The organism is Amycolatopsis dendrobii, from assembly GCF_014145675.1.
GTDB classification, from domain to species: Bacteria; Actinomycetota; Actinomycetes; order Mycobacteriales; family Pseudonocardiaceae; genus Amycolatopsis; species Amycolatopsis dendrobii.
On record NZ_JACGZW010000019.1, the window covers coordinates 71,186 to 96,667 of the forward strand.

The 25,482-nt window shown below is 68.2% G+C and carries 19 protein-coding genes, 1 pseudogene and 1 riboswitch; of the genes and pseudogenes, 10 read left to right on the top strand and 10 right to left on the bottom strand.

The genetic code is table 11. The annotated features are described in order from the left end of the window. Positions 1-150: 150 nt before the first annotated feature. The 4 genes from H4281_RS40160 to H4281_RS40175 all read left to right on the top strand — a co-directional run bounded on the left by H4281_RS40160 (position 151) and on the right by H4281_RS40175 (position 5,874). Entirely contained in the window at positions 151-984 is an 834-nt protein-coding gene (locus H4281_RS40160; RefSeq protein WP_182896080.1) for an enoyl-CoA hydratase-related protein, read from the top strand. Further along, a complete protein-coding gene (locus H4281_RS40165; protein ID WP_182896081.1) occupies positions 981-1,592 on the top strand; it encodes an acetoacetate decarboxylase family protein in 612 nt (203 codons plus the stop codon). Before H4281_RS40160 ends, H4281_RS40165 begins: the two co-directional genes overlap by 4 nt. A gap of 216 nt (positions 1,593-1,808) precedes the next feature. After that, entirely contained in the window at positions 1,809-4,790 is a 2,982-nt protein-coding gene (locus H4281_RS40170) for a ribonucleoside-diphosphate reductase subunit alpha (RefSeq protein ID WP_182896082.1), read from the top strand. Between the two features lie 10 nt (positions 4,791-4,800). Next, on the top strand, positions 4,801-5,874 hold the full coding sequence (locus H4281_RS40175; RefSeq protein ID WP_182896083.1) for a ribonucleotide-diphosphate reductase subunit beta: 1,074 nt from the start codon (positions 4,801-4,803) through the stop codon (positions 5,872-5,874). Positions 5,875-5,953: 79 nt separating this feature from the next. Here H4281_RS40175 and H4281_RS40180 read toward each other — a convergent pair whose 3' ends face one another. Continuing rightward, positions 5,954-7,051 carry a hypothetical protein gene (locus H4281_RS40180; RefSeq protein WP_182896084.1) on the bottom strand — a complete coding sequence of 366 codons (1,098 nt, stop codon included), beginning with the start codon at positions 7,049-7,051 and terminating at the stop codon, positions 5,954-5,956. A gap of 370 nt (positions 7,052-7,421) precedes the next feature. Beyond that, positions 7,422-7,643: riboswitch (cobalamin riboswitch) on the top strand. 91 nt (positions 7,644-7,734) lie between these two features. Here H4281_RS40180 and metE point away from each other — a divergent pair. The 3 genes from metE (at position 7,735) to H4281_RS40195 (ending at position 13,769) form a co-directional block, all read left to right on the top strand. Then, the gene (metE, locus tag H4281_RS40185; RefSeq protein WP_182896085.1) at positions 7,735-10,008 is read left to right on the top strand and encodes a 5-methyltetrahydropteroyltriglutamate--homocysteine S-methyltransferase; all 2,274 of its coding nucleotides are present in this window, start codon (positions 7,735-7,737) and stop codon (positions 10,006-10,008) included. Between the two features lie 257 nt (positions 10,009-10,265). Next, the gene (locus H4281_RS40190; RefSeq protein WP_182896153.1) at positions 10,266-11,669 is read left to right on the top strand and encodes a cytochrome P450; all 1,404 of its coding nucleotides are present in this window, start codon (positions 10,266-10,268) and stop codon (positions 11,667-11,669) included. 264 nt (positions 11,670-11,933) lie between these two features. Beyond that, positions 11,934-13,769, top strand: a complete 1,836-nt coding sequence (locus H4281_RS40195; RefSeq protein WP_182896086.1) for a diguanylate cyclase domain-containing protein — start codon at positions 11,934-11,936, stop codon at positions 13,767-13,769. A gap of 17 nt (positions 13,770-13,786) precedes the next feature. On the opposite strand, the gene H4281_RS40200 is transcribed toward H4281_RS40195, so the two are convergent. After that, positions 13,787-14,239 carry a hypothetical protein gene (locus H4281_RS40200; protein WP_182896087.1) on the bottom strand — a complete coding sequence of 151 codons (453 nt, stop codon included), beginning with the start codon at positions 14,237-14,239 and terminating at the stop codon, positions 13,787-13,789. 245 nt (positions 14,240-14,484) lie between these two features. Between H4281_RS40200 and H4281_RS40205 the strand changes: the two genes are divergently transcribed. Then, the gene (locus H4281_RS40205) at positions 14,485-14,943 is read left to right on the top strand and encodes a peroxiredoxin (RefSeq protein WP_182896088.1); all 459 of its coding nucleotides are present in this window, start codon (positions 14,485-14,487) and stop codon (positions 14,941-14,943) included. A gap of 148 nt (positions 14,944-15,091) precedes the next feature. On the opposite strand, the gene H4281_RS40210 is transcribed toward H4281_RS40205, so the two are convergent. The 4 genes from H4281_RS40210 to H4281_RS40225 form a co-directional block, all read right to left on the bottom strand. Beyond that, a complete protein-coding gene (locus H4281_RS40210) occupies positions 15,092-15,616 on the bottom strand; it encodes a GNAT family N-acetyltransferase (RefSeq protein WP_220508562.1) in 525 nt (174 codons plus the stop codon). 76 nt (positions 15,617-15,692) lie between these two features. Further along, positions 15,693-16,889: an LCP family protein gene (locus tag H4281_RS40215; RefSeq protein WP_182896090.1), complete on the bottom strand. Its 1,197-nt coding sequence runs from the start codon at positions 16,887-16,889 to the stop codon at positions 15,693-15,695. 107 nt (positions 16,890-16,996) lie between these two features. After that, positions 16,997-18,259: an SAM-dependent methyltransferase gene (locus H4281_RS40220; protein WP_182896091.1), complete on the bottom strand. Its 1,263-nt coding sequence runs from the start codon at positions 18,257-18,259 to the stop codon at positions 16,997-16,999. A gap of 89 nt (positions 18,260-18,348) precedes the next feature. Further along, positions 18,349-19,074, bottom strand: coding sequence for an alpha/beta hydrolase (locus tag H4281_RS40225; RefSeq protein ID WP_182896154.1), 726 nt, complete (start codon positions 19,072-19,074; stop codon positions 18,349-18,351). A gap of 81 nt (positions 19,075-19,155) precedes the next feature. On the opposite strand from H4281_RS40225, the gene H4281_RS40230 reads away from it, so the two are divergent. Next, positions 19,156-19,884, top strand: coding sequence for an SIS domain-containing protein (locus tag H4281_RS40230; protein ID WP_182896092.1), 729 nt, complete (start codon positions 19,156-19,158; stop codon positions 19,882-19,884). A gap of 54 nt (positions 19,885-19,938) precedes the next feature. On the opposite strand, the gene H4281_RS40235 is transcribed toward H4281_RS40230, so the two are convergent. Beyond that, a complete protein-coding gene (locus H4281_RS40235) occupies positions 19,939-21,804 on the bottom strand; it encodes an ABC transporter ATP-binding protein (RefSeq protein WP_182896093.1) in 1,866 nt (621 codons plus the stop codon). Between the two features lie 257 nt (positions 21,805-22,061). On the opposite strand from H4281_RS40235, the gene H4281_RS40240 reads away from it, so the two are divergent. Continuing rightward, complete coding sequence (locus H4281_RS40240; RefSeq protein WP_182896155.1) at positions 22,062-23,372, top strand: glycosyltransferase 87 family protein; 1,311 nt, start codon at positions 22,062-22,064, stop codon at positions 23,370-23,372. Here H4281_RS40240 and H4281_RS40245 read toward each other — a convergent pair. The 3 genes and pseudogenes from H4281_RS40245 to H4281_RS46870 all read right to left on the bottom strand — a co-directional run. Next, entirely contained in the window at positions 23,359-23,568 is a 210-nt protein-coding gene (locus tag H4281_RS40245; RefSeq protein ID WP_003071237.1) for a helix-turn-helix domain-containing protein, read from the bottom strand. The genes H4281_RS40240 and H4281_RS40245 overlap by 14 nt on opposite strands. 179 nt (positions 23,569-23,747) lie before the next feature. Beyond that, positions 23,748-24,722 carry an ABC-F family ATP-binding cassette domain-containing protein gene (locus H4281_RS46865; RefSeq protein WP_370940503.1) on the bottom strand — a complete coding sequence of 325 codons (975 nt, stop codon included), beginning with the start codon at positions 24,720-24,722 and terminating at the stop codon, positions 23,748-23,750. 75 nt (positions 24,723-24,797) lie between these two features. Continuing rightward, positions 24,798-25,385: pseudogene (locus tag H4281_RS46870) on the bottom strand (ATP-binding cassette domain-containing protein); the annotation flags it as partial. Between the last annotated feature and the right edge of the window lie 97 nt (positions 25,386-25,482).

The window sequence follows — 25,482 nt, forward strand, 5'->3', positions numbered from 1 at the left end:
GCATCTTTCCCGCCTTGACAAGCACCCCCGAACCGTCAGCACAATGAAACTTCGGGGTGCCCCACGCAACCCAAGACGCCCGATGTCGCCGCCAGGCGACGAGCCACCCCACTATTGACACCACGAAAACAACCCCCCTACCGTCCCGACATGGACTCCTACGCGGAGATCACCTACGAGGTCGCCGCCAACGTCGCGACCGTCCTCCTCAACCGCCCCGAGGCCCGCAACGGCTACACCACCCGGATGGCCGACGAACTAGCCCACGCCCTGGACCGGGCCGACCGGGACGAGAACATCCGCGCAGTCGTACTAGGCACCACCGGCAAGGACTTCTCCGTAGGAGCCGACCTCTCCTCCGGCGGTTTCGACTTCGGCGACCGCCCGCCGGACGACTGGCAGGAACCAGCCGGCCGCGTCTCGAAGCGAATCTTCACCATGAACAAGCCAGTCATCGCCGCACTACGCGGGGCGTCCGTAGGCGCGGGAATCACCATCACCCTCTCCTGCGACTACCGCCTCGCCTCCACCGACTCCAAGTTCGGCTTCGTCTTCACCCGCCGCGGCATCTACCCCGAAGGCGCGTCCGCCTGGTTCCTCCCCCGCCTAGTCGGCATGGGCGCGGCCGTCGACTGGATGGTCAGCGGACGACTCTTCGGACCCGACGAAGCACTCCAGACCGGGCTAGTCCACCAGATCCACGGTCCCGACGACGTCCTCGCGCAAGCACAGGCCAAAGCGAAGGAGATCGCCGAGACCACCGCCCCGGTCGCGGTAGCGGTCACGAGGCAACTGCTCTACCGGATGGCCTCAGCACCGTCGCCGTTCGACGTCCACCAGGTGGACTCGAAGCTCATCTCCCGACTGGGCTCGAACCCCGACGCCGTAGAAGGCATCGCCTCGTTCTTCCAGAAACGCCCGCCCGAGTTCCCGTTGCGCGTGGACCGCGACCTGCCGCCGTACCTCCCGTGGACCAGCGAATGACCGAGTACCCGCCCGAACCGTGGCACCTCGCCGCCGACGCCTGCATCTCGATGTGGCGAGTCCCCATCGACGAGCTGCCCAAGCTTCCCGCCGGCGCCGAACCGCTGCTCCTCGACAACCAGGCCGCCGTCTTCACCGCCTGGATCGACTACCTGCCGTCCGGTCGGCTGAGCTACCACGAGCTCCTGTCCTGCGTCGCCGTGCGCGGCCGCGGGCTCGCCGCGTCGATCACCGACATCTGGGTCGACAGCGAGGTCTCGCGCGCGGGCGGGCGCGAACTCTGGGGCATTCCGAAGGAACTCGCGGCCTTCACCTTCACCGGCGGGCGCACCTTCACCGCGGCGACCTCCGACGACTGGATCGCCACCGCCGCCTTCACCCCGCGCCTCGGGCTGCCGATCACACTCCCGGTACGCTTCGAGATCGCTCAAGCCCGAAACGGCAGCCCGCTGCGTACCCCGGTCGAGTGGCGTTCGAAGCCCCGGGCGGCAGCCGCGGACTGGTCGGTCAACCCCACCGGACCACTGGCGTACCTGGCCGGGAAACGGCCCGTGGCCAGTGCCGCACTGGCCGCCACGAAGCTGCGTTTCGGATCTTGCCCTCGGTGATCGGATAACCCGCCAGGGTGAGACCGACACGCCATACCTTGGGGCCCGTGCGAGCCCCCACCCCAACATGTAGTCTCTGGGAACCGGCAGCCCCCAGCGACGGGGAGACCGCTTGACGAGGGCGGCCGGGCTGTTTCGACGAAACCGCAGCGCATGGCCTTGACCGGCTGTGTGCCGCTCGAACGCGCCCATTTCGAGGATCTGTTGGAGACACGCATGTCAGTGGAAACCGGTCAGCGGCCGCCGTCGGCGGCGGAGGGGGCCCCGAGCGCGGTCCGCGTCATCCGGCGGGACGGAAGCGTCTCGCCCTTCGACGCGGGCAAGATCTCGGTGGCGCTGACCAAGGCCTTCCTCGCGGTCGAGGGCGGCGACGCCGCCGCGTCCTCCCGCGTGCACCACGTGGTCGCGGAGCTGACCGGGCAGGTCGAGGCGGCGCTGCTGCGCCACACCGGCCCGGAGACCCCGCTGCACATCGAGCAGATCCAGGACCAGGTCGAACTCGCCCTGATGCGCGGCGAGCACCACAAAGTCGCCCGCGCCTACGTGCTTTACCGCGACGAGCGCACAAAGGCCCGCGAGGCCGCCGCGCCCGCGTCCGCCGAAGTCGCGCTGAGCGTCAAGGGCGCCGACGGGACGCTGCGCCCGCTCGACTGGGCGCGCGTTTCGCACGTCGTCGGCGAGGCTGTCGCCGGGCTCGAAGACGTGTCCGCCGAGCCGGTGCTGGCCGAGGCCAAGCGCAACCTCTACGACGGCATCACCGCCGACGAGCTGGCGCTCGCGCAGATCATGGCCGCGCGCGTGCTCGTCGAGCAGGAGCCGAACTACTCGTTCGTGTCCGCCCGGCTGCTGCTGGACAAGCTCCGCGGCGAGGCGCTGAGCTACCTCGCCGGCACTCCCCGCCAGGCCAGCCAAGACGAGATGGCGACCGAGTACGCGCCGTACTTCCGCGCCTACCTGCGCCGCGCCGTCGAACTCGAACTGGTCGATGCCGAGCTGACCACGTTCGACCTGGACAAGATCACCGCCGCGATCCGCCCCGAGCGCGACCTCGACTTCGGCTTCCTCGGCCTGCAGACCCTGTACGACCGGTACTTCCAGCACCACAACGGCGTGCGGTTCGAGCTGCCGCAGGCGTTCTTCATGCGCGTCGCGATGGGCCTGGCGATCCGCGAGGACGACCGCGAAGCCCGCGCCATCGAGTTCTACGAACTGCTCTCGACGTTCCACTTCATGGCGTCCACCCCGACGCTGTTCAACAGCGGCACCAACCGCGCGCAGCTGTCGTCCTGCTTCCTGACCACTGTGGACGACGACCTGGACTCGATCTTCCAGGCGTACAAGAACAACGCGCTGCTGGCCAAGTACTCCGGCGGCCTCGGCAACGACTGGACCCCGGTCCGCGGCCTCGGCGCGCACATCAAGGGCACCAACGGGCAGTCCCAGGGCGTCGTGCCGTTTCTGAAGATCGCCAACGACACCGCGGTCGCGGTCAACCAGGGCGGCAAGCGCAAGGGCGCGGCGTGCGCGTACCTGGAGACCTGGCACGTCGACATCGAGGAATTCCTCGACCTGCGCAAGAACACCGGCGACGACCGGCGGCGCACGCACGACATGAACACCGCCAACTGGGTCCCGGACGAGTTCCTGCGCCGCGTCGAGGCGAACGTCGAGTGGACGCTGTTCTCGCCGAACGAGACGCCGGACCTGCACGACCTCTACGGCAACGCGTTCGCGCAGCGCTACCGCGAGTACGAGGCGGCCGCCGCGCGCGGCGAGATCAAGGTGTTCCGCAAGGTCCGCGCGGTCGAGCTGTGGCGGCGGATGCTGACCATGCTGTTCGAGACCGGCCACCCGTGGATCACCTTCAAGGACCCGTGCAACCTGCGTTCGCCGCAGCAGCACGTCGGCGTCGTGCACTCGTCCAACCTGTGCACCGAGATCACGCTGAACACGAACACCGAAGAGGTCGCGGTCTGCAACCTCGGCTCGGTGAACCTGCTCAAGCACGTCACCCCTGAAGGGCTCGACACCAAGCGGCTCGAGAAGACCGTGCGCACCGCGGTCCGGATGCTCGACAACGTGATCGACATCAACTTCTACACGATCCCGGAGGCGCGCCGCTCCAACCTGCGCCACCGTCCGGTCGGCCTTGGCATCATGGGCTTCCAGGACGCGCTGTTCGAGCTGGGCGTGCCGTTCGCGTCCGCCGACGCGGTGAAGTTCGCCGACGTGTCGATGGAGCACCTCTCCTACTACGCGATCTCGGCCTCGACCGATCTCGCGCAGGAGCGCGGCCAGTACCAGACGTTCGAGGGTTCCTTGTGGAGCAAGGGAATCCTGCCGATCGACTCGATGCAACTGCTCATCGACGCCCGCCAGGGCGACGGCCTCGACGTCGACACCTCCACCACGCTGGACTGGGCCCCGCTGCGCGAGCGCGTCAAGACCGTCGGCATGCGCAACTCGAACGTGATGGCGATCGCGCCGACCGCGACGATCTCCAACATCTCCGGCGTCGGCCAGTCGATCGAGCCGCTGTTCCAGAACCTGTACGTCAAGTCGAACATGTCCGGCGACTTCACCGTCGTGAACCCGCACCTGGTCAAGAGCCTGAAGGCGCGCGGCCTGTGGGACGAGGTCATGGTCAGCGACCTGAAGTACTTCGACGGCAGCCTCGGCCAGATCGACCGGGTCCCCGACGACCTCAAGGCGCTGTACGCGACCGCCTTCGAGATCGAGTCGAAGTGGATCGTGGACGCCGGTTCGGTGCGGCAGAAGTGGATCGACCAGGCACAGTCGCTGAACCTGTACATCGCGGCCCCGAGCGGCCGCAAGCTCGACGAGCTGTACCGCTACGCCTGGCACAAGGGCCTCAAGACCACGTACTACCTGCGGGCGCAGTCCGCGACGCACGTGGAGAAGAGCACCCTGCGCGGCACCGACGGCAAGCTGAACGCCGTCTCCGCCACCCCGGCCCCGGCCGCTCCGTCGGCCGCCGCCCCCGCCGCGGCCCCGGCTGCTTCTCCGTCGCCGTCGCCGTCCGCCGCGGTCCCGGCCGCCTCCCCCGCGCCGTCGCCGTCGCCCGCCGCGGCCGTTCCGGCGGAGCCGAAGGAGATGCCGAAGACCGACGTCGATTTCGTCGCGACCGAGGGCGCTGCCTGCCGGATCGACGACCCCGACTGCGAAGCCTGCCAGTAAGGAAACCCTGATGACGAACGTGGAAACGACGGACGCGACCGGCCTCGGCGAGATCGAGGTCGGCGCGGCCCGGATCAACGTCGACGACAAGCGGATGATCAACGCGCGCGCCGACGTCAACCAGCTGCTGCCGATGAAGTACCGGTGGGCATGGGACAAGTACCTCGCGGCCTGCAACAACCACTGGATGCCGACCGAGGTCGCGATGCAGGCCGACATCGCGCTGTGGAAGTCTCCGGACGGCCTGACCGAGGACGAGCGGCAGATGCTCAAGCGCAACCTCGGCTTCTTCGCCACGGCGGAGTCCTTGGTGGCCAACAACATCGTGCTCGCGGTGTACCGGCAGATCACCAACCCGGAGTGCCGCCAGTACCTGCTGCGCCAGGCCTTCGAGGAGGCCGTGCACACGCACACCTTCCAGTACATCTGCGAAAGCCTCGGCCTGGTCGAGGGCGAGCTGTTCAACATGTACCGCGAGGTTCCGTCCATTTCGGACAAGGACGCGTGGGCGCTGAAGTACACGCAGAACCTGGAGAACCCCGACTTCGAGACCGGCACGCCGGAAGCCGACCAGGCGTTCCTGCGCGACCTCGTGGCGTTCTACGTGATCTTCGAGGGCATGTGGTTCTACACCGGTTTCGCGCAGATCCTGTCGCTCGGCCGGCGGAACAAGATGGTCGGCATCGCCGAGCAGTACCAGTACATCCTGCGCGACGAGTCGATCCACCTGAACTTCGGCATCGACTGCATCAACCAGATCAAGATCGAGAACCCGCACCTGTGGACCGAAGAATTCCAGGCCGAGGTGCGCGGAATGCTGCAGGAAGCGTGCGAACTCGAGGTCAAGTACGCCCGCGACACCATGCCGCGCGGCATGCTGGGCCTGTCGGCTGACCTGTGCGAGCAGTACATGCACTTCATCACCGATCGGCGCGCCCAGCAGATCGGCCTGTCCCCGATCTACGGCGAGAACGAGAACCCGTTCCCGTGGATGTCGGAGGCGATGGACCTGAAGAAGGAGAAGAACTTCTTCGAAACCCGCGTCATCGAATACCAGTCCGGCGGCGCGCTCGACTGGGACTGATCCCCACCTCGAGACACCTGCGGGAACTCGGCCGCACCCTGTCCAGGGTGCGGCCGAGTTCGTTTGCCAGGCCCCTTCGCTACCGCAGTGCCGACACCACTCCGAACGTCGCAAGGTCGTGCGGCTCCACCAGGATCGACCAGCCCAGCATGTGCCCGGATTTCGCGTCTACCGTTACGGTGAGCACGTTTCCCCTGGGAGCATTGCTTCCCCTGGGGATCTTGGCGGCGTACCCCACGAAGTTACCGGTCATTTGAATCAAGTACACCGGATCATTGGCCTTGGGCTGCGTTCCGTCAATATACTTAAGAGCATTGCGGTCGGTTTTCACATATCGAATATCGGCCGGGCTGCTCTCGCCATTCGCGGCAGCCAACCTCTTCGCCACACCCAGCAGGTCGGCGGAAGTAGGCGGCGTGACGTTGCTTTCGGCAGACATCTTCTCCGTCTTGTCTACGCAAGGCTTGCGCGTTGCACCCGTTATGTTTTGCCCGTTTGTGTACATAAGAAACAGATCTGGTCGATCGTTGACCAGTTCCGCTTGAGCGGGATGCCACTGGTTGCCGGTATCCTGGTATTGAAACTTTGAAGAGTTGGCAAACACTCGAGCACTCGGGACCGTTACCTCGAGTACATTGTCCGCTTGGCCGCCGAATGCCCCGTTGCCTTCGGAAATTCCGACAAGATTCCCATTCTGGCGAATCTCCCAATTGGGACTGCCGGGAACCCAGCGGAAGGTCACGTTCTCGCTGGCGAGCTCATGCGCGGACTTGATGTAGAACTCCCGGTACGGCACCCCTGGCCGCTGATCGGCCCAGCACCACAGAAATCCTTTCTCGCGCCCCGGGGAACTGTACAGTGTTCCCGCGGTCATTCCCGCTTCAACCCAGGTGTCCAGCTTCGGATTGTTGAGGTTGGTGAGAAGCCACTGCTCCCAGTTGGCGAACTCGGCATCTCGGTTGTCCACATGAAGACAACCAACCGTCAGATCCGAACCGACCCCGTTCATCCACAACGGCTGCTGCTTGGATCCGATGAATCCCACAGCGTAGCAGTGATCCGAAATCGTGCACGCTGGTTGACTGACCGCGCTTGCCTGACTGACGCTCGCCGCGAACGTCGAAGAAATAAGCACTAAAACCGCATAAAATGATCGAGCAGGAGAAAGAATTCGCATCGCCCCTCCCTTGCGAAGTCACGAACTGAGTCTCCCGAATGTTGGTGCGTCACCAACAACTCCACACCTTGTCCTGGCTGTTGCACGCAAGAAACCGCCGACCGGGCGACAACCCAGTCAACGGATGTTCCCTGGTGCGCACAGCAATTTCGAGCAGAGACTGAAAAATAAGCAGAAAATATGGCCCGCCAGTGAGCAATGGCCAGGCGTTAACGGACGGTGCGCCAAAAACATCAGCTGCACCATGCTTGACGCCAGACAGCACGGTGCAGCTCCTCCGTTCGTCTCGCAACGCTCCCTCCTGCTCCGGCAAGCAGCACGACTATCCCTCCCGAACCCTGGGACACCCGCATCCTGGCCCCGGACCCGGTAAGCTGACCCCGCCACTGGTTCGCCAGGACGCAGCCGCGTCCCGACGAGGCAACAGGGAACCCGGTGCGATTCCGGGACTGCCCCGCAGCGGTATGTGGGAACGAAAGCTGTCACCGCGAAACGCGGTAAAGCACTGGGCGCCAAGCCCGGGAAGCGACAGCCGGTAGGCACGAGCGATACGCCCACGAGTCCGAATACCTGCCAATGGCACGCACGCCGACGGCGTGCGTGAGTCCGGGCCTCGCGGGACAAGGCGCCGACCGAAGCACGGCGTTTCCGCGTGCCCGGGCTCTTCCGGCGAGCACGTGAGGATGCATGCTGTGAACACGATCGGCACCACGATTCTCGGCTACCCGCGAATCGGCCCGGCCCGCGAACTGAAGCGAGCGCTCGAGGCCTGCTGGGCGGGAAAGAGCACCGAGGAAGAACTACGAGCCACCGGACGGCAGCTGCGCGAGCAAACCTGGACGACCCTGCGGGACCAGGGCCTCGACTCGATCCCGTCCAGCACTTTCTCGCTCTACGACCAGGTGTTGGACACCGCCGCCCTCTTCGGCGCCCTGCCGGAACGCTTCACCCGGCTGGGCCTGTCGCCACTGGACACCTACTTCGCCGCAGCACGCGGGGTGCCGGACGCGCCCGCGCTCGAAATGACCAAATGGTTCGACACCAACTACCACCACCTCGTCCCGGAACTGGGCCCGGACTCCCGCTTCGCACTCACCGGCACCACACCGGTCGACGAGGTCCGCGAGGCAAAGGCGCTCGGCATCACCACCCGCCCCGTGCTCGTCGGCCCGGTCACCTTCCTGCTGCTGGCGAAGTCGGCCGAACCCGGCTTCACCCCGCTGGACCTGCTGGACGAACTGCTGCCCGCATATGCCGAGCTACTGGGCAAACTGGCCGACGAGGGCGTCGAATGGGTCCAGTTGGACGAACCGGCCTTCGCAGCCGACCGAACCACGCCGGAGTTCAACGCGCTCACCCGCGCTTACCACTGGCTGGCCAAGGAAAACCACCGCCCGAAGCTGCTGGCAGCCGGATACTTCGGCGGCCTCGGCCGGGCACTGGGCGTCCTGGCCCGCTCCCCCATCGAAGCGATAGCCGTCGATCTGGTGACCGATGAATCCTTTGCGGACAAAGTCGCCGTGGAAGGAGCGCTGCGAGACAAGGAAGTCCTAGCCGGGGTCGTCGACGGCCGGAATGTCTGGCGCACAGACCCAGGCGTCGCTCTGGCCCGCGCAGCCCGGCTGAGGGACACCGCAGCACACGTGAGCATCTCGACGTCATGCTCGCTCCTTCACGTCCCCTACGACGTGCGCGCGGAAACAGACCTCGACCCGCGGCTCAAGAACTGGCTGGCCTTCGCCCGGCAAAAGGTGGACGAGGTCGTGCTGCTCGGCCGAGCGCTCAGCGGAGAGAACGTCGACCTCGGCCCGGCACGAGCCGCAGTCGCCGACCGGGCCGGAGCCGCCGAACTCAACGACACCGACGTCCGAGCCCGCGTCGGAGCCCTCCAACCAGAAGACACCGTCCGCGCGCCGTATGCAGAACGCGCTGCAGCACAACAGAAAGCGCTGAACCTTCCGCCGCTGCCGACCACCACGATCGGCTCCTTCCCGCAAACCCGCGAGGTCCGCCGAGCCCGAGCCGCACACCGCGCGGGCAAACTCGACGACACCGCCTACCGCACCGTGATGCGCACCGAAATCGACCGCGTCGTACGGCTGCAGGAAGACCTCGGCCTGGACGTCCTCGTGCACGGCGAACCCGAGCGCAACGACATGGTCCAGTACTTCGCCGAACAGCTCACCGGATTCGCGGCGACCGCCCTCGGCTGGGTCCAGTCGTACGGATCCCGTTGCGTCCGCCCGCCAATCCTCTTCGGCGACGTCTCCCGGCCGCAGCCGATGACCGTCGAATGGGCGCAGTACGCGCAAAGCCGCACCGACCGCCCGGTGAAGGGCATGCTGACCGGCCCGGTCACGATCCTGGCGTGGTCGTTCGTCCGCGACGACCAGCCGCTGGCCGACACCGCACGCCAGGTCGCGCTGGCGGTCCGGGACGAGGTCGCGGACCTGGAAGCCGCCGGGATCCGGATCGTGCAGGTCGATGAACCGGCATTACGGGAGCTGCTGCCGCTGCGCGCGGCGGACCGCGAGGCGTACTTCGGCTGGGCAGTCCCCGCGTTCCGGCTGGCCACCTCGGGCGCCGCGGAAACCACCCAGATCCACACGCACATGTGCTACTCGGAATTCGGCGACGTGCTGCCCGCGATCGACGCCCTCGACGCGGACGTCACCAGCATCGAGGCCGCCCGCTCGAAGATGGAAGTGCTCGCCGATCTGAACGAAGCGGGCTTCGGCCGCGGCGTCGGTCCAGGCGTGTACGACATCCACTCGCCACGCGTGCCGGACCAGGACGAGATGGCCGACCTGGTGCGCACGGCGCTCGGCGCGGTTCCGGCGGAACGGCTGTGGATCAACCCGGACTGCGGCCTCAAGACCCGCGGTTACGCCGAGGTCGAACCGGCGCTGCGGCACCTGGTCGACGCGGCCCGGGAACTGCGCGCCGAACCTCGCTGACCCACCCCGGTGCCGGGCGGCCCGCCGCGCCGCCCGGCACCGGTCCGAGGATCACCCGAACGGCAGGCCCGCGAGGTATTGTCATCGCGTCAATAACAGGGGACCGTGGACGCGACCGATACCCTTGCCGGGAGGTGGTCGCCATGGCGGACGTGACCGGAAAGACGGGATTCCCGACGGCAGGCGGCGCGCTCGGCAGGGCCGCCCACGCCGGGAGCGACGGCGTCACGCGGCTGTCGGAGAACCTGCGCGGCCGGATGCCGCCGCTGACCATGATCCCGTTGCCGCGCAAGGTGGACGACCGATGGCTCGGCGCGCGCTGGCCGGTCCGCGAGCTCGCGCCTCCCCCGGCGGGCAGCGGCCTGAAACCGGTGCTCGGCGACGACGGGCCGCCGCTGATCGGCCACACGCTCGACGGGATGCGGTTCGGCCTCGACTTCAGCCTGCACCGCTTCGAGCAGTTCGGCCCGGTGTCGTGGATGGGCGTGTTCGGCCAGCGGATCGTGACGCTGTCCGGAGCCGAAGCCACCCAGGCCGCGCTCGTGAACAAGGACAAGGCGTTTTCCCAGGAGGGCTGGAAGTTCTTCATCGAGCGGTTCTTCGAGCGCGGGCTCATGCTGCTCGATTTCGGCGAGCACCACCTGCACCGGCGGATCATGCAGGAGGCGTTCACCCGCGACCGGCTCCGCGGCTACGTCGCGCAGATGGGTCCGGCGCTGCGCGAAGGCGTCGCCGCGCTGCCGTCCGGCCGCCCCCAGCTGTATTGGGCGTTCAAGCAGCTGACGCTGGACGTCGCGACGCAGGTTTTCATGGGCATGCGCTCCGCCTCCGACGCCGAGCGCATCAACCGCGCGTTTGTGGCCGCTGTGCGCGCCGGTACCGCCGTGGTGCGATATCCGGTGCCCGGCGGTCGCTGGGCCGCGGGTTTGCGCGGCAGGCGGACGCTGGAGCGCTATTTCGGCGAGAACCTGGCGGCCAAGCGCGACGCGGACGGCGACGACCTGTTCTCCGCGCTCTGCCACGCGGTCTCCGAGGACGGCGACCGGTTCAGCGACGCCGACATCGTCAACCACATGATCTTCCTGATGATGGCCGCGCACGACACGACCACCATCACCGCCAGCGCGATGGCCTACTACCTCGCCAAACACCCGGAATGGCAGGAGCGCGCCCGCGAGGAGTCGCTGCGGCTCGGCGACGATCTGCCGGACCTCGACGCGCTGGAAAGCCTCGAAACGCTGGATCTGGTGATGAAGGAGGCGCTGCGGCTGCGCGCGCCGGTGCCGTCGCTGGCCCGAAAGACCACAAAGGACACTGCCGTCCTCGGCCATTACCTGCCGGAAGGCACGATGGTCGCGGTTTCGCCGACGCTGAACCACTACTCCCCCGAGCACTGGACCGATCCGCTGCGCTTCGACCCCGAGCGGTTCGGGCCGGACCGCCGCGAGGACAAGTCGCACCGGTTCGCGTGGATGCCGTTCGGCGGCGGCGCGCACAAGTGCATCGGGTTGCAGTTCGGCGGCCTTGAGGTGAAAGCGCTCATGCACGAGCTGCTGCGGGCGCACCGCTGGTCGGTGCCCGAGGACTACGTCGCCAAGTGGGACTACGTCTCGCTTCCGGTGCCCGCCGACGGACTGCCCGCCCGGTTGGCCTATCGTTGACGGCCGCCGAGCGGGACAGAAAGGTCGACAGCTGGAGACAAAACCGCAGTACAGGCCACCTTCGTGTACTCAAGGTGACTTGATGTCACCAGTTGTGTAGTGCCCATCACTCGTTCAGCCGGTAGACACCCTGTTTGGTCCGTGATGCCGTGGCATCACTTATGGCCAACTCGTACCCAGTGTGGGTCTTCGGATCCTCCGCACCGGGCCTGAGCTGGTCTTTGTCCGCGTGTGAAGAGGTGGAGTGTGCCGGAGCCTGGTGCCATGCCAGGGTTGGTCGACGTCGCGCGCAAGTACGCGGCGGCGCTGACTGACACCAACGGAGTAACGCTCCCTCCCGCCGAGGTGGAGCGGTTCCTGCTCGACTTCGCCGGCGAGGTCGCCGCGCGTCCCGAGGACGCGGGTGCCACGCGCCGGTTCACCGCGCTCTTCTCCTCCGCGCCGCTCGGCATCGCGCTCACCGACGCGGCCGGGAACGTCGTCGAGGCGAACGGCGCGCTGGCTCGGCTGCTCGGCACCTCGACGACAGCGTTGCGGGACAGGCACATCGCGGATCTCGCCGCCGGCCCGCAGGACGCCGAACGGCTGCGCACCGCGCTCGACGGCCTGCCCCTCACCGCCGACGCCCGCCGGACTGTCCAAAGTGTGCAGCTCGGCCACAGCCGCGACGGCGAACTGACCACGAACGTCACGCTCGCGTCGCTGCCCGGCGACCGGCCGGGCACGTACTTCCCGGTGTTCATGGCCGCCGATGACGACGACCTGCACCTGCTCGGCGAACGGCTGCGCCACCAGAACCTGCACGATCCGCTGACCGGACTGCCGAACAGCGCCGCGTTCAACGCCCAGCTCGAACTCGCCCTCGGCTCGGGCGGTTCCGACGAGATCGCCTTGCTGTACCTGGACATCGACGGGTTCAAGGTGATCAACGACGGACTCGGCGCCGGCATGGGCGACCAGGTGCTGAAGGCCATCTCGAGGAAGCTGAAGTCGGTGTTCGACGGCCAGCACGAGGACTACGTCGCGCGGCTGTCCGGCGACGGTTTCGCGGTGTTGCTGCGCGGCCCGGAGCTGACCGCGCAGAAGACGGTCGTGCTGGCCGACCGGGTGCTGGAGGAGCTCAGCGAGCCGGTGTACGTCGACGGGCACGGCATCGGCGTGAGCGCGAGCATCGGGATCGTCGTGCGCCCGGCGAACGACGGCAGCCACAGCGATCTGCTGCGCGCGGCCGAACTGGCGCTGCACCGCGCCAAGGAGGCGGGCAAGGCGCAGTGGATGCTGTTCGACCCGCAGCTCGACGCACGGGACCGCAACCGCTACCAGCTCGGCGCGGTGATCGCCGGTGCGCTGGAGAACGGCGAGTTCTCGCTGATCTACCAGCCGACGGTCAAGCTCGCGAAGCCGGACGAGATCGCCGCGGTGAACGCCGGGCTGCTCTGGAGCCACCCCGAACGCGGCGAACTCGGGCCCGAGGAGTTCTACCCGCTGGCGCAGACCACCGGAATGACCGTGCCGCTCGGCAAATGGCTGCTGCAGGAATCGCTCGGCGCGACCGCACGCTGGCGCGAACAGTACGGCCCCGCCGCGCCGGACGTCTGCATCCGCCTGCCGAAGCGGCTCGCCATCGACCCGGATCTGGTGCTGCTGGTCAAGAATCAGCTAGACCGGCACCGCCTGCCCGCGCGAGCGCTGCGGCTGTGCACCGACCGCGCGTCGATGTTCGACGGCGAAGGCGAACTGCTGGACTCGTTCAGCGTGCTCGCCGACCTGGGCGCACAACTCGTGCTCACCATCTCCGGCTCGTCCGACCTGGAACTCATCCCGCGCTACCAGCTCCCGGTCAAACACGTCATCCTGAGCGGCCCGGTCGTCGACGCACTGGCCGACCCCGACCCCGCCGAGACCGACGTGCGGCACCTGTCGCAGCTGGTCACGCGAGCGAAGGAGCTGGGGCTGCGCATCGGCGCGGAGGGCGTTCGGGACGCCGGCCACGCGGAACGGCTGCGGGAACAGGGCGTACTGGCGGCGCGGGGTTCGTTCGTGGCAGAGTCCGCGACGGGCGACGAGGTCGACGAAATGATCGCCCGGCACGCCGGCTGACCCTGGCTTTCGTGCGCCTATGCCGCCTGCCGGTTCGCCTCGCAGCGCTTGAACAGGTAGTAGCCCACCACTTCGCCTTTGACCGCAACGTTCTGTCCGGACGACATGAACTTGTCACGGCTCTCCTGGCCCTGCTCGACGAAGACGAACGAACCGTTGACCAGGTCCCAGCCTTCGCGGCACACGGAGTTGAGCACGTCGACAGGGTCGCTCGTCCGCTGTGTCGTCGTGCCGCCGACCATCGCGACGATGACGGCCTTCTGGTTCATTACGTCGATGGAGAACTGGAAGACGTGGTCGCCCTTCCTGAATGCCGCCCGGGCGCGCCCGGCTGGGGACTGCTCAAACGCTTGCCTTTCCTTCTCCAGTTGCGCCTGGCGTTTGCGATCCTCCGCCGCACGGCGTGCCTGCTCCTTCGCCGCGGCTTCCGCGGCTGCCTCTTCGGGCGTCTTCTTCTTGAGCAGCGCCACAATTTCCTCCGCAATCGACTTCAGTCCCAGTTGACGTCCTTTCTTGTCGGTCTCAGCGGCTCAGAAGTTACGGACAGCTGATCTCGATCAGGCGACGGCCAGCACGCGCCCTGGAGGAACCGGGGCGAGCAAGGCTGGTGAGCAGGAGGGTCCAGGCGGTCTCGCGGTCGTTTGCCGAGGTCGCCGCGACTACGTGTCCGGCACCCAGGCAAAATGGCGTTGCCGACGACCGAAAGGTTACCCCGATGCAGCCTGGCGACCTCGCCCCCGACTTCACCCTCCCCGACGACCAGGGCGTCGACCGCACCCTGTCCGCCCTCCTCGCCGACGGACCGGTCGTGCTGTTCTTCTACCCGGCCGCGATGACGAGCGGCTGCACCGCTGAAAGCTGCCATTTCCGGGACCTCGCCGCGGAATTCGCCGAGGCGGGCGCGCAGCGGGTCGGCATCAGCCCGGACGCTGTCGGCAAGCAGCGCGAGTTCTCCGCGAAGCACGATTTCGACTATCCGCTTCTGTCCGATGTGGACGGTACGGTGGCGAAGCAGTTCGGCGTGTGGCGCAAAATCCTGCCCCTGCACACGAAACGGCAGACGTTCGTGATCGCGGAGGACCGGCGGGTGCTGGACGTGATCAAGAGCGAGCTGAACTTCACGGCGCATGCTGACCGGGCGTTGAAGGTGCTTCGGGAGCGCGCGGACGCCTGACCGGCGCCACCCGGAAGCCCCGCCTCAGCCGAGGATTGCCCCACTGTGGCATTGGGTGCATGCGACGCACTCAATGCCACAGTGGGGCGCTCTCAAGCACAGCAGCGCCAGGGTTTCTCGCCCTGCCCCGTGCCGATCAGCCGGGCACTCAAGCGGCCCGATCAAGCCGCCACACCACATTCACCCCGCTGCAGGCCGACGGAAGCCGCCCCTCGGCCTTCTCCTCCCCCACCCGGGAGAACCCCAACCGCTCCGGAACCGCGCCGCTGCGGGCATTCTCCGAATCGTGCTTGATCAACACAAACGCAGCGTCCAGCCGCCAAGCCAAAGCGACCAGCAGAGCGCTCGCCCGCGTCACATACCCCTTGCCCGTCTGGCTCTTGGCGAGCCAGTACCCGATCTCCCACCCGTCCCCGCGGCGCATCAGGCCGCAGCTGCCCGCCAGTTCGTCGTCCGGGGTGTAGATCGCGTAGTTGTACTCCTCCCCGCTCTCCCACTGCGAGGCCACGCGCGCCAGAAACTCGTCTCCCTTGGCCTGGTCGTAGCCGTCGATCGCCCAGGGCATCCACGCGGCGAGGTGGTCCAGGGATCCCACGACGGTCGCCACCTGAGCGTCGCGATGTTCCGGGCGCCAGCGAACGAGGGTGACCACACCGTCGGCAAGAGTCTCCATGCGAGCCATCCTGACAGCAGAAACGGCGGCAGGCTCGCGAATTTCCCGGAGCCTGCCGCCGCCGCACCACAGAGCGTCAGTTCAGCACGATGTCCTTCGGCACCTCGCTGTCGTTCTTCAGCGCGTCGAACAGCTGCGCGGACTTCTTCTTGTCCCAATGCTGCGCCGACGCGTCGGTGATCGGCATCGTCGTGGTCGTGACGCCGTCCGACGAGATACCGCGCATCGCGATCGCCAGGCCGACCAGGTTGTGCACGTGGTCGCCGGTGTCCATGGTCAGCGCGTCCGGCGCGGAGCCGAGCAACGGGAAGAAGTCGAACGGGTTCAGCAGCGTCCCGGGACTCGCCACCTGGCTCACCAGCGCGCCGATGAACTTCCGCTGGTTCGCGACCCGGTCGAGGTCCGAGCGCGGCGTCGCCTCGGCGTGCCGCATCCGGACGAAGCCGAGCGCCGAGCGGCCGTCGAGCTTCTGGCAGCCCGCCTTGATGTCGATGCCGGTCATCGGGTCGCTCATGTCCTTGTCGATGCACATGTCGACGCCGCCGATCGCGTCGACGATGTTCGCGAAGCCGCCGAAGCCGATCTCCGCGTAGTGGTCCATGCGCAGGCCGGTGGCCTGTTCGACCGTCTGGACCAGCAGTTTCGGGCCGCCGAGCGCGAACGCGGCGTTGATCTTGCTCGTACCGTGGCCGGGGATCTTCACCTGCGAGTCGCGCGGCAGGCTCAGCAGCGTCGGCTTCGTCGAATTGTCGGGCAGGTGCGCGATCATGATCGTGTCGGTGCGCTGCCCGCCCGCCTCGCCGGAATCGCCGGTGGCCAGCCGCTCCTCGTCCGCCGCGCTCAGGCCCTGGCGGCTGTCCGACCCGACGATCAGCCAGTTCGTGCCCGACGCCGCGGCCGGGCGCCCGGAGTAGTCGCCGATCGCGTCCACCCGGTTGATGCTGAACTCCAGATACGCCCAGATCGCGCCCACGAACAGCACGAACACGATGAGCAGCGTCATCAGGATCTTGCCGACGCTCCACCGGCGGCGACGGCGCGGCCGCGGCTGCCTGCCCCCGTACTCCGGCGGGTCCTGCCTCGGCGGTGCGGGCGGCGGCGGGGCCGGGGCCTCGCCGCGCGCGCCCATCGGCCGGGTGCGGGCGTCGTAGGGGCTCTGCCCTCTCCCCGGCAGCGGCAGCATCTGCGCCCGCTGCTGCTGGCGCGGGCGTGCGGGTGGCTGCGGTGGCCTGGGCGGCATGCGCCGCCTGCCGTCGTCGCCTCCGTACGTCATGGGCCTGTCTCCCCGATCCGGTGTGCGGCCGCGCAGAGTCCTGCACGGTCCTCCTGCGGTGGACGTGCGGGACCCTACGCGGGTTGTCCCGGCGAGGTGAGACGGCCTCAGCGCGGGTCGGCGAACCCGAACTGGTGGACCTTCAGATGCCCCGACCGGAACCCGGCCTCGGAGTAGGCGAGATAGAACTCCCACATCCGCCGGAACACCTCGTCGAACCCGAAGCCGCGGATGTCGTCCCAGCGCTGCTGGAAGCGGCCCCGCCACAGCTTGAGCGTGCGGGCGTAGTCCTGGCCGAACTCGCGCATCCCGGCCAGCTTCAGCCGGGTGTTCTCGCGCATCCCGTCCTCGATCGCCTGCACCGACGGGATGATGCCGCCGGGGAAGACGTACTTGTGGATCCACGTGTAGGACTTGGCCGAGGCCAGCATCCGGTCGTGGTCCATGGTGATCGCCTGGAGGCCGAACTGCCCGCCCGGGCGCAACCGCTTGCCGATCGTGGAGAAGAACGTCGGCCAGTAGGACGCCCCGACCGCCTCGATCATCTCCACGCTGACCACCGAGTCGTATTCGCCGGTGGCCTCGCGGTAGTCGCACAGCCGCACGTCGACGCGGTCGGAAAAGCCCGCTTCGGCGATCCGGGCGTCGGCGAGCACCTTCTGCTCCTGCGAGATGGTCAGCGACGTGACCTTCGCGCCGCGCGAGGCCGCGCGGATGGACAACTCGCCCCATCCGGTGCCGATTTCCAGCACCTCGCTGCCTTTGCGCACGCCGGCGTAGTCGAGCACGCTGTCGAGCTTGCGGTGCTGCGCCTGGGTGAGCGTGTCCCCGGGCCCGAACAGCGCCGACGAGTACATCATCGACTCGTCCAGGAACGCGCTGAACAGGTCGTTCGACAGGTCGTAGTGCCGGTGGATGTTCGACCGCGCGCCCTCGATCGTGTTCTCTTCCGCGGTCGGCTGCATGCGCTCCGCGAACCGGCGGAACCGCTGCAGGAAAGGCGGCACGAGCGTGGCGAGCCGCTCGGCGAACGGCGTGAGGACGCCTGCCAGGTCCTCCGCGGTCCAGTCGCCGACCAGGTACGCCTCGCCGAAGCCGATCTTCGCGTCGGCTCCGAGCCGGTGGAAGAACGCCGCAGGCCGGTGAATGCGCATCTCCGGCGCGTCCGGGCCGCCCGCGCCGAGCACCGTGCCGTCCGGGAACGAGACCCGCACGTCCAGCGTTTTCACCGCGTGCCGGAACAGCGCCTCGGCCGCGCGCGCCCGCAGCGGAGAGTGCGGCGGGGTGGCGAGGCCGGGCCATCGGGATGCGTCGGGCACCGGCTGCGAGACCGCTGAGACCACTGTCGGATCGACTCGTGACGTGGACAAGACACTCCCTCCGAACGGGCTTTCGAGCCCTTCCCCATGATATTCCCGCTTCGTCCCCGGTGCCTTCGCGACCGGGCCGCGCACTCCGGTTACCCCGGAATGCGCAACCGGTCGCCGGAAGGGCGGGACCAGGCCTGACGAAGAGTCTCGTCCGTCTCGCCCACTCCGATCCGGTCCAGTGTGAAAGCACACATCAGCCGGGTCCAGACCGCGGGACGGCGGAGCATCGAATGGCCCTCGCCCGCGATCTCGAACCGCGCGACCAGGTCGGTGACCTCGCGGGCGCGCGCGGCGAAGGCGTAGGACTCGGCGGGCGAGGTCATCCGGTCGCGGGTGCCGTGCGCGATCAGCACCGCGCGGCCCGCCACCGCGTCCACCGGCTCGCCCGGCGGCGTCCACGGGGCCATCGCGCACACCCCGGTCACCGCCGGATCGTCGGCGACCCGCAGCGCGACGCGGCCGCCCATCGAATGGCCGACGAGGACCACCGGCAGCCCGGGATGGTCGGCTCTGATGTGTTCCAGGGCCCAGCGCGCGTCCGGCACCGGGCTTTCCATCCGCCCGTTCCAGCCGTACAGCCGGTTCCGCATCAGCCGGACTTCCAGCCCGTGCCGCCCGCCGGCGCGGCGCAGCGAGCGGGCCAGCGGCACCATCCGCTGGTACGCCAATCGCCACGGCTGGACGACCGCGGTGCTGCGTTCGGCCCCGCCGTGCAGCACGAGCGCCACCGCGCGGGTCTGTCCGGGGGCCCGCCACGTCCGCACGGCCGGATCCGGCCCGCCGTTTTGCCGCTTCCCGTTCACCGGCACCCCCATTTCGATCAACTCCACGGTAATCCACCACGAAGCGTGTCCACCCGATAGATTCGGTGCCCGGACCCGCGAGGAAGGGCAGGTGTGGTGAGCGCCACGGATCTCGTGAAGAGCACTTCGGACCAGCTTGCGGCGGCCGCGGAGGCCAACGCCGCGCAGGTGTCCGCCGCCGCCGATCTGCTGCTGGGGGTGATCCGAGCCGACGCGCTGGTCTTCACCGCCGGCGCCGGGCATTCGCTCGCGGCGGTCGCCGAGACGTTCTACCGCGCGGGCGGACTCGCCTGCGTGTATCCCGTGTACCACCCGGAACTGCTGCCGCTGCACGGCGCGCAGCAGAGCACGCGGACCGAGCGCCGTTCCGGGCTCGCCGAGGAGGTGCTGGCCGAGCGCGCACCGGGGCCGGAGGACGTGCTGGTCGTCTTTTCCACGTCCGGCGTGAATCCGTACCCGGTCGAATTGGCCGCTGGCGCGCGCCGCCGGGGCGCCTCGGTGATCGCCGTGACGTCGAGGGCGTGCGTGGCCGCCGCGCCGCGTCGCTCCGCCACGACGCTGGTCGAGGAAGGCACTGTGGTGCTGGATTCGCTGGTGATTCCCGGCGATGCCAGCTATCCGGCGGCTGCGCCGCGCACTGGCCCCCTGTCCACTGTGGTCAATGCGTTCTTGTGGAACTTGATTCTGGCCGAGGTTTACGACCGGGGCACCGCGGAAGGGCTCGACGTTCCGTTGTGGCGCAGCTCCAATGTGGAGGGTGGCGACGCGGCGAACGCGGCGCTGCTGGCCAAGTACGGGCCGCGAGTGCCTGCGTTGCGCTGAGGACGTCGTGAGTGTTGATCACGGTTCTAACCGTGATCAACACTCACGACCCCCCTACGCCGCAGCAGGCTCCTCCGCGAACTGCGTGTGGTACAGCTCCGCGTACCGGCCTTCCTTCGCCAGCAGTTCGTCGTGCGTCCCGCGCTCCACGATGTCCCCGTTTTCCACCACCAGGATCAGATCCGCCGCCCGCACGGTCGACAGCCGGTGCGCGATCACCAGCGACGTCCGGCCTTCCAGCGCGCCGGTGAGCGCTTCTCCCACGGCGACCTCGGATTCCGAGTCCAGGTGCGCGGTCGCCTCGTCCAGCACTACGACCTTCGGCTGCGCCAGCAACAATCGCGCGATGGTGAGCCGCTGCCGTTCGCCGCCGGAAAGCCGGTAGCCGCGTTCGCCGACGGTCGTGTCGAGTCCGTCCGGCAGCGAATGCACCAGGTCGCCCAGCCGTGCCTTGTCCAGCGCGGCCCAGATCTCGTCGTCCGTGACGTCCGGGCGCGCGTAGCTCAGGTTGGCGCGGATCGTGTCGTGGAACAGGTGCCCGTCCTGGGTCACCACGCCGACGGTTTCGCGCAGCGAAGCGAAACTGAGGTCCTTGACGTCCACATCGGACAGCCGCACCGAGCCGGCGTCCACGTCGTACAGCCGCGGCAGCAGCGAAGCGATCGTCGACTTGCCCGCACCGGACGAACCGACCAGCGCGACCATCTGCCCGGCTTCGGCGCGGAAGCTGATGCCGTGCAGCACTTCCTCGCCGCCCCGGCTGTCCAAAGTGGCCACGTCCTCCAGCGAGGCGAGCGAGAACTTGTCCGCAGCCGGGTACCCGAACTTCACGTCGGCGAACTCGACCGAAACCCCGCCCTCGGGCAGTTTCTTCGGCTCGGCCGGCTCCTTGATCATCGGTTCCAGGTCCAGCACCTCGAAGACCCGCTCGAACGACACCAGCGCGGTCATCACGTCCACGCGCACGTTCGCGAGCGCGGTCAGCGGCGTGTACAGCCGGGTCAGCAGCAGCGCCAGCGCCACCACGGTGCCCGGTTCGAGCTTGCCGGTGAGCGCCAGGTAGCCGCCGAGGCCGTAGACGAGCGCCTGCGCGAGCGCGGACACGAGGGTCAGGCTGGTCATGAACCAGCGCGTCAGCATCGCGGTGCGGACGCCGATGTCGCGCACCCGACCGGCGCGGAGGCCGAAGTCGGCGACCTCCTGGCGCGGCCGCCCGAAGAGCTTCACCAGCGTGGCGCCCGGCGCGGAGAACCGCTCGGTCATCTGCGTGGTCATCCCGGCGTTGAGCTGCGCGGCCTCGCGCTGCAATCCGGCCATGCGGCGGCCGAGCCTGCGGGCGGGCAGCACGAAAATCGGCAACAGGACCAGCGCGACGAGCGTGACCTGCCACGAGAGCGACACCATCACCACGAGCGACAGCGCCAGCTGGATCACATTGGTGACCAAACCGGACAAAGTCGCGGTGAAGGTGCGCTGCGCGCCGATCACGTCGTTGTTGAGCCTGCTGACCAGCGCACCGGTGCGGGTGCGCGTGAAGAACGCGATCGGCAGCTTCTGCACGTGCTCGAACACCGCCACGCGCAGGTCGAGGATGATCCCCTCGCCGATCCGCGCGGACTGCCAGCGTTCGGCGAGGCCGAGCCCGGCGTCGAGGATCGCGAGCACCGCGATCACCACCGACAGCCAGATCACCACGTTCAGCTCGTGCCCGCCGACGATCGCGTCGACGACCTTGCCCGCGAGCACCGGCGTCGTCACCGCCAGCACCGCCGAGATCACGGTGAGCACCAGGAAGGCCAGCAGCCGCACCCAGTGCGGGCGGGCGAACCGCGCGACCCGGCGAACCGTGCCCCGGGTCAGTGCTTTCGGCGCGTCGCCAGCTCGCATCGCGGAACTGAGCAGCGCCCAGGTGTTGTCCATCGGAGTGTCCCCCAGCTGGTGAAAACCTCTAGTTTAGTTGAACTTTTTTCCGGAGATGCCCTGCACAACACCGGGACGCCCGGCATTCTTCCCGACGTCCGCGCCAGGCTCCCCGACGGACCCGGATTTCCTGGAGCAGCCCATCACGGACCTTGGGCCCGCACGGGCCACGGGCGGTGGGATCCGGCGCGGCCCGGCTCGGTAGCCTGGCGTTTCGGGGTCGGCGAGCCGGGGAGGAAACGCGGGTGCAACTGCTGATGGCCCCTGCGCGCGCCGAGGAAGCCCATCCCGTGCGCGTCGCCGGCTGGGATCTCGTCTTTTATCTCGGCTGCTTCGCCTTCGCGCTCGGCACCGCGCTCGCTTCGGAGTTCTACGGCTACCGGATCTGGGGCGATTTCGCCGTCGCCGGATACGGATTGGCCGCCGCGCACAGTGCCTGGCTGACGATTTCCGCGCGCCGCGGAATGCAAACTAACGGCAAATTCGGGTCGCGCTGGATCGGTATCGGCGCGGTGATCGTGCTCGCGATGTGCGCGCCGCTGCTGATGCTCGTGATCCGGCGGCTGACCGGAACGGACTGGCTGATCACTCCGTTCTCCTGGGCCGCGCAGCCCGAGGTGTGGGTGATCGAACGCAGTGCGGATCTGTTGCTGCGGCACGGAACCCCGTACATCGACATCACCGCGCTCCACCGCGCACCGGAAGTGAACGATTACACGCCGTACGGCCCGGTGATGACCGTTTTCGGGCTGCCGCGCGCGTTGTTCGGCGGCACTCCAGTCCTCAATGCACTGACCGACGCGCGCTGGATGTTCGCGCTGGCCGCGGTGATCTGCGCGTACGCGTCCTGGCGGCTGCTGAACCGGCCCCGGATCCCGGTTTTCGCCGCACAGCTCGCGATCGCGTGTCCACTGACCGCGCTGACCTGGGCGGTGGCCGGTCCGGACCTCGCGATCGTCGGCCTGCTCGTGCTGACCTTCGCGCTCGCCGCATCGGGGCGTCCCGGATGGACCGGGTTCGTGCTGGCGCTGGTGATCAGCGCGAAACTCATCGTCGCGCCTGCCGCCGCGGTGCTCGCGGTATTCGTTTACCGGCGTGCGCGCGGCGAAAATCCTTGGGCGGCAACGGGTCGCTTCGCGGGCGCGCTGGCCGCGACGACGATCGCGCTGCATCTGCCGGTGTATCTGGCGAACCCGGCGGCGTTCACCGAGCACGTGATCCGCTTCCCGCTCGGCATGGGCGCGGTCCGCTCCCCCGCGGCGAGCCCGCTGCCCGGGCATCTGATCGCACAGACCGGACCGGCCGGCACCGTGATTTCCCTGGTGCTGGTGGGTGTTGCGGCAGTGGCGATGCTGATCTGGCTGGCGCGCCGGCCCCCCGCGACGGGATCCGCTGCACTGACGCGAACCGCCGTCGGACTCGGCGCGTTGATCCTGCTTACTCCGGCCACCCGGTACGGCTACCTCGTGTACCCGCTGGTACTCCTCGGCGCCGCGCTGACCTTCCGGACGACCGCTTCGACCGTGCGCCCCCCGCGCAGCGGCCGCGCTGACGCTACTTCTTCTTGACTCGCGTGGCCCCGCCGCGCCCCCGCAGCTGGACCCCGGACTCCGACAGCACCCGGTGGACGAACCCGTAGGACCGTCCGGTGGATTCGGCCAGCGCCCGGATGCTCGAGCCCTTCTCGTATTTCTTCTTCAGGTCAGCGGCCAGCTTGTCGCGCGTGTTGCCGGTGATCCGCGCGCCTTTCTTGAGATCAGCCACGTCGATCGCCTTCCCGCCGAGTGGTTGTTCCGGGCCATTCGCGGCCCCTGCCGGGGCAATGATCGAACACTACGCGCCGGATTGCCAGACGACAGCGCTAAAACGATCGAAACCGCGATCACATTGGGCCATTCCAGTGCTTTGCCCGACACGGTAAGCACCCGAACGGACGCACTCGGTCAGGCAAGCTGGACAAGTTCAAGATAATCCGCGGACCAGTGGTCCTCGGTTCCGTCCGGAAGCAGGATCACGCGCTCGGGTTCGAGCGCCTCGACCGCGCCCGGGTCGTGCGTCACCAGCACGACCGCGCCGGCGAAGCTGCGCAGCGCGTCGAGAACCTGGGCGCGGCTGGCCGGGTCCAGGTTGTTCGTCGGTTCGTCCAGCAGCAGCACATTGGCTTGGCTGGACACGAGTCCAGCGAGTGCGAGCCGGGTCTTCTCGCCGCCGGACAGGGTTCCGGCGGGCTGGTCGAGCTGTTCGCCGGTGAACAGGAACGAGCCGAGCAGGTTCCGCAGCTCCTGCGCGCCGGTGTCCGGCGCGAGATGGCGGATGTTTTCCCACACCGACGCTTCGTGGTCGAGAGTTTCGTGTTCCTGTGCGTAATAGCCCAAACGCAATCCGTGACCCGGTTCGACGGATCCGGTGTCCGGCGTTTCCATTCCGCCGAGCAGCCGGAGCAATGTCGTCTTTCCGGCGCCGTTCAATCCGAGCACCACGACCTTCGAGCCGCGGTCGATCGCCAGATCGACGCCGGTGAAGATCTCGAGCGAACCGTACGACTTGGACAATCCGTCCGCGGTCAGCGGCGTGCGCCCGCACGAGGCGGGCTCCGGGAACTTGATCCGGGCGACCTTGTCCGCCTGGCGCGTCTCGTCGAGCGAGGAGAGCATCTGCTCCGCGCGCCGGGCCATGTTCTTGGCCGCGACGGCCTTGGTCGCCTTCGCGCCGAGTTTGGCGGCCTGCGCCTGCAGCGCGGACGCCTTCTTCTCGGCGTTCGCGCGCTCGCGGCGGCGGCGCTTCTCGTCGGTGGCGCGCGCGTCGAGATAGCGCTGCCAGCTCATGTTGTAGATGTCGATCTCGCCGCGCGTGGCGTCGAGGAACCACACCTTGTTCACGACGTCGCCGAGCAGTTCGACGTCGTGGCTGATCACCACGAGCCCGCCGTCGTGCTGCTTGAGGAAGCCGCGCAGCCAGTTGATCGAGTCGGCGTCGAGGTGGTTGGTCGGCTCGTCCAGCAGCAGGATCGTCTCGGACTTGCCGCCCGCTCCCGCCTCGGCGGCGGCGAACAGGATGCGCGCCAGCTCGACGCGGCGGCGCTGACCGCCGGACAGCGTGCTGAGCGTCTGGGACAGGATGCGGTCGGCGAGCCCGAGGTTCGAGCAGATCCGCGCCGCCTCGCTCTCCGCGGCGTACCCGCCGAGCGAGGAGAACCGCTCTTCGAGCCGCGCGTAACGGTTGATCGCCTTGTCCCGCTGCTTGTCGTCGACCAGCTCGGACATCGAGGTCTGCGCCTTTTCCATGTCGCGCAGCAGGGTGTCGAGACCGCGCGCGGACAGCACGCGGTCCTTCGCGGTGACCGACAGGTCGCCCTCGCGCGGGTCCTGCGGCAGATAGCCGAGTTCGCCGCTGCGCCGGACGTCGCCCGCGTGCGGTTCGCCCTCGCCCGCGAGGACTTTCAGCGAGGTGGTCTTGCCCGCGCCGTTGCGGCCGACGAGGCCGATGCGGTCGCCGGACTGGATGCGGAGGGTGGCGCCGTTGAGCAGGATGCGCGAACCGGCGCGCAGCTCAAGGCCAGTGGCCGTGATCAAGAGAACTCCCGGATACGGGGGCGGTCAGGTGGACGTGCTGGAGCGCCCCGGCACCGCGTGCGATGCGGGGCGGGCGGCTACTCTCTCTGGATCCGCACCAATGCCC

Coding starts and splice junctions, on each gene's coding strand:
- H4281_RS40205 (WP_182896088.1), top strand. CDS start 14,485: ATGCAGCCTGGCGACCTCGCCCCCGACTTCACCCTCCCCGACGACCAG.
- H4281_RS40195 (WP_182896086.1), top strand. CDS start 11,934: ATGCCAGGGTTGGTCGACGTCGCGCGCAAGTACGCGGCGGCGCTGACT.
- H4281_RS40170 (WP_182896082.1), top strand. CDS start 1,809: ATGTCAGTGGAAACCGGTCAGCGGCCGCCGTCGGCGGCGGAGGGGGCC.
- H4281_RS40190 (WP_182896153.1), top strand. CDS start 10,266: ATGCCGCCGCTGACCATGATCCCGTTGCCGCGCAAGGTGGACGACCGA.
- H4281_RS40215 (WP_182896090.1), bottom strand. CDS start 16,889: ATGACGTACGGAGGCGACGACGGCAGGCGGCGCATGCCGCCCAGGCCA.
- H4281_RS40165 (WP_182896081.1), top strand. CDS start 981: ATGACCGAGTACCCGCCCGAACCGTGGCACCTCGCCGCCGACGCCTGC.
- H4281_RS40225 (WP_182896154.1), bottom strand. CDS start 19,074: ATGGGGGTGCCGGTGAACGGGAAGCGGCAAAACGGCGGGCCGGATCCG.
- H4281_RS40180 (WP_182896084.1), bottom strand. CDS start 7,051: ATGCGAATTCTTTCTCCTGCTCGATCATTTTATGCGGTTTTAGTGCTT.
- H4281_RS40240 (WP_182896155.1), top strand. CDS start 22,062: ATGGCCCCTGCGCGCGCCGAGGAAGCCCATCCCGTGCGCGTCGCCGGC.
- H4281_RS40210 (WP_220508562.1), bottom strand. CDS start 15,616: ATGGAGACTCTTGCCGACGGTGTGGTCACCCTCGTTCGCTGGCGCCCG.
- H4281_RS40160 (WP_182896080.1), top strand. CDS start 151: ATGGACTCCTACGCGGAGATCACCTACGAGGTCGCCGCCAACGTCGCG.
- H4281_RS40235 (WP_182896093.1), bottom strand. CDS start 21,804: ATGGACAACACCTGGGCGCTGCTCAGTTCCGCGATGCGAGCTGGCGAC.
- H4281_RS40175 (WP_182896083.1), top strand. CDS start 4,801: ATGACGAACGTGGAAACGACGGACGCGACCGGCCTCGGCGAGATCGAG.
- metE (WP_182896085.1), top strand. CDS start 7,735: ATGCATGCTGTGAACACGATCGGCACCACGATTCTCGGCTACCCGCGA.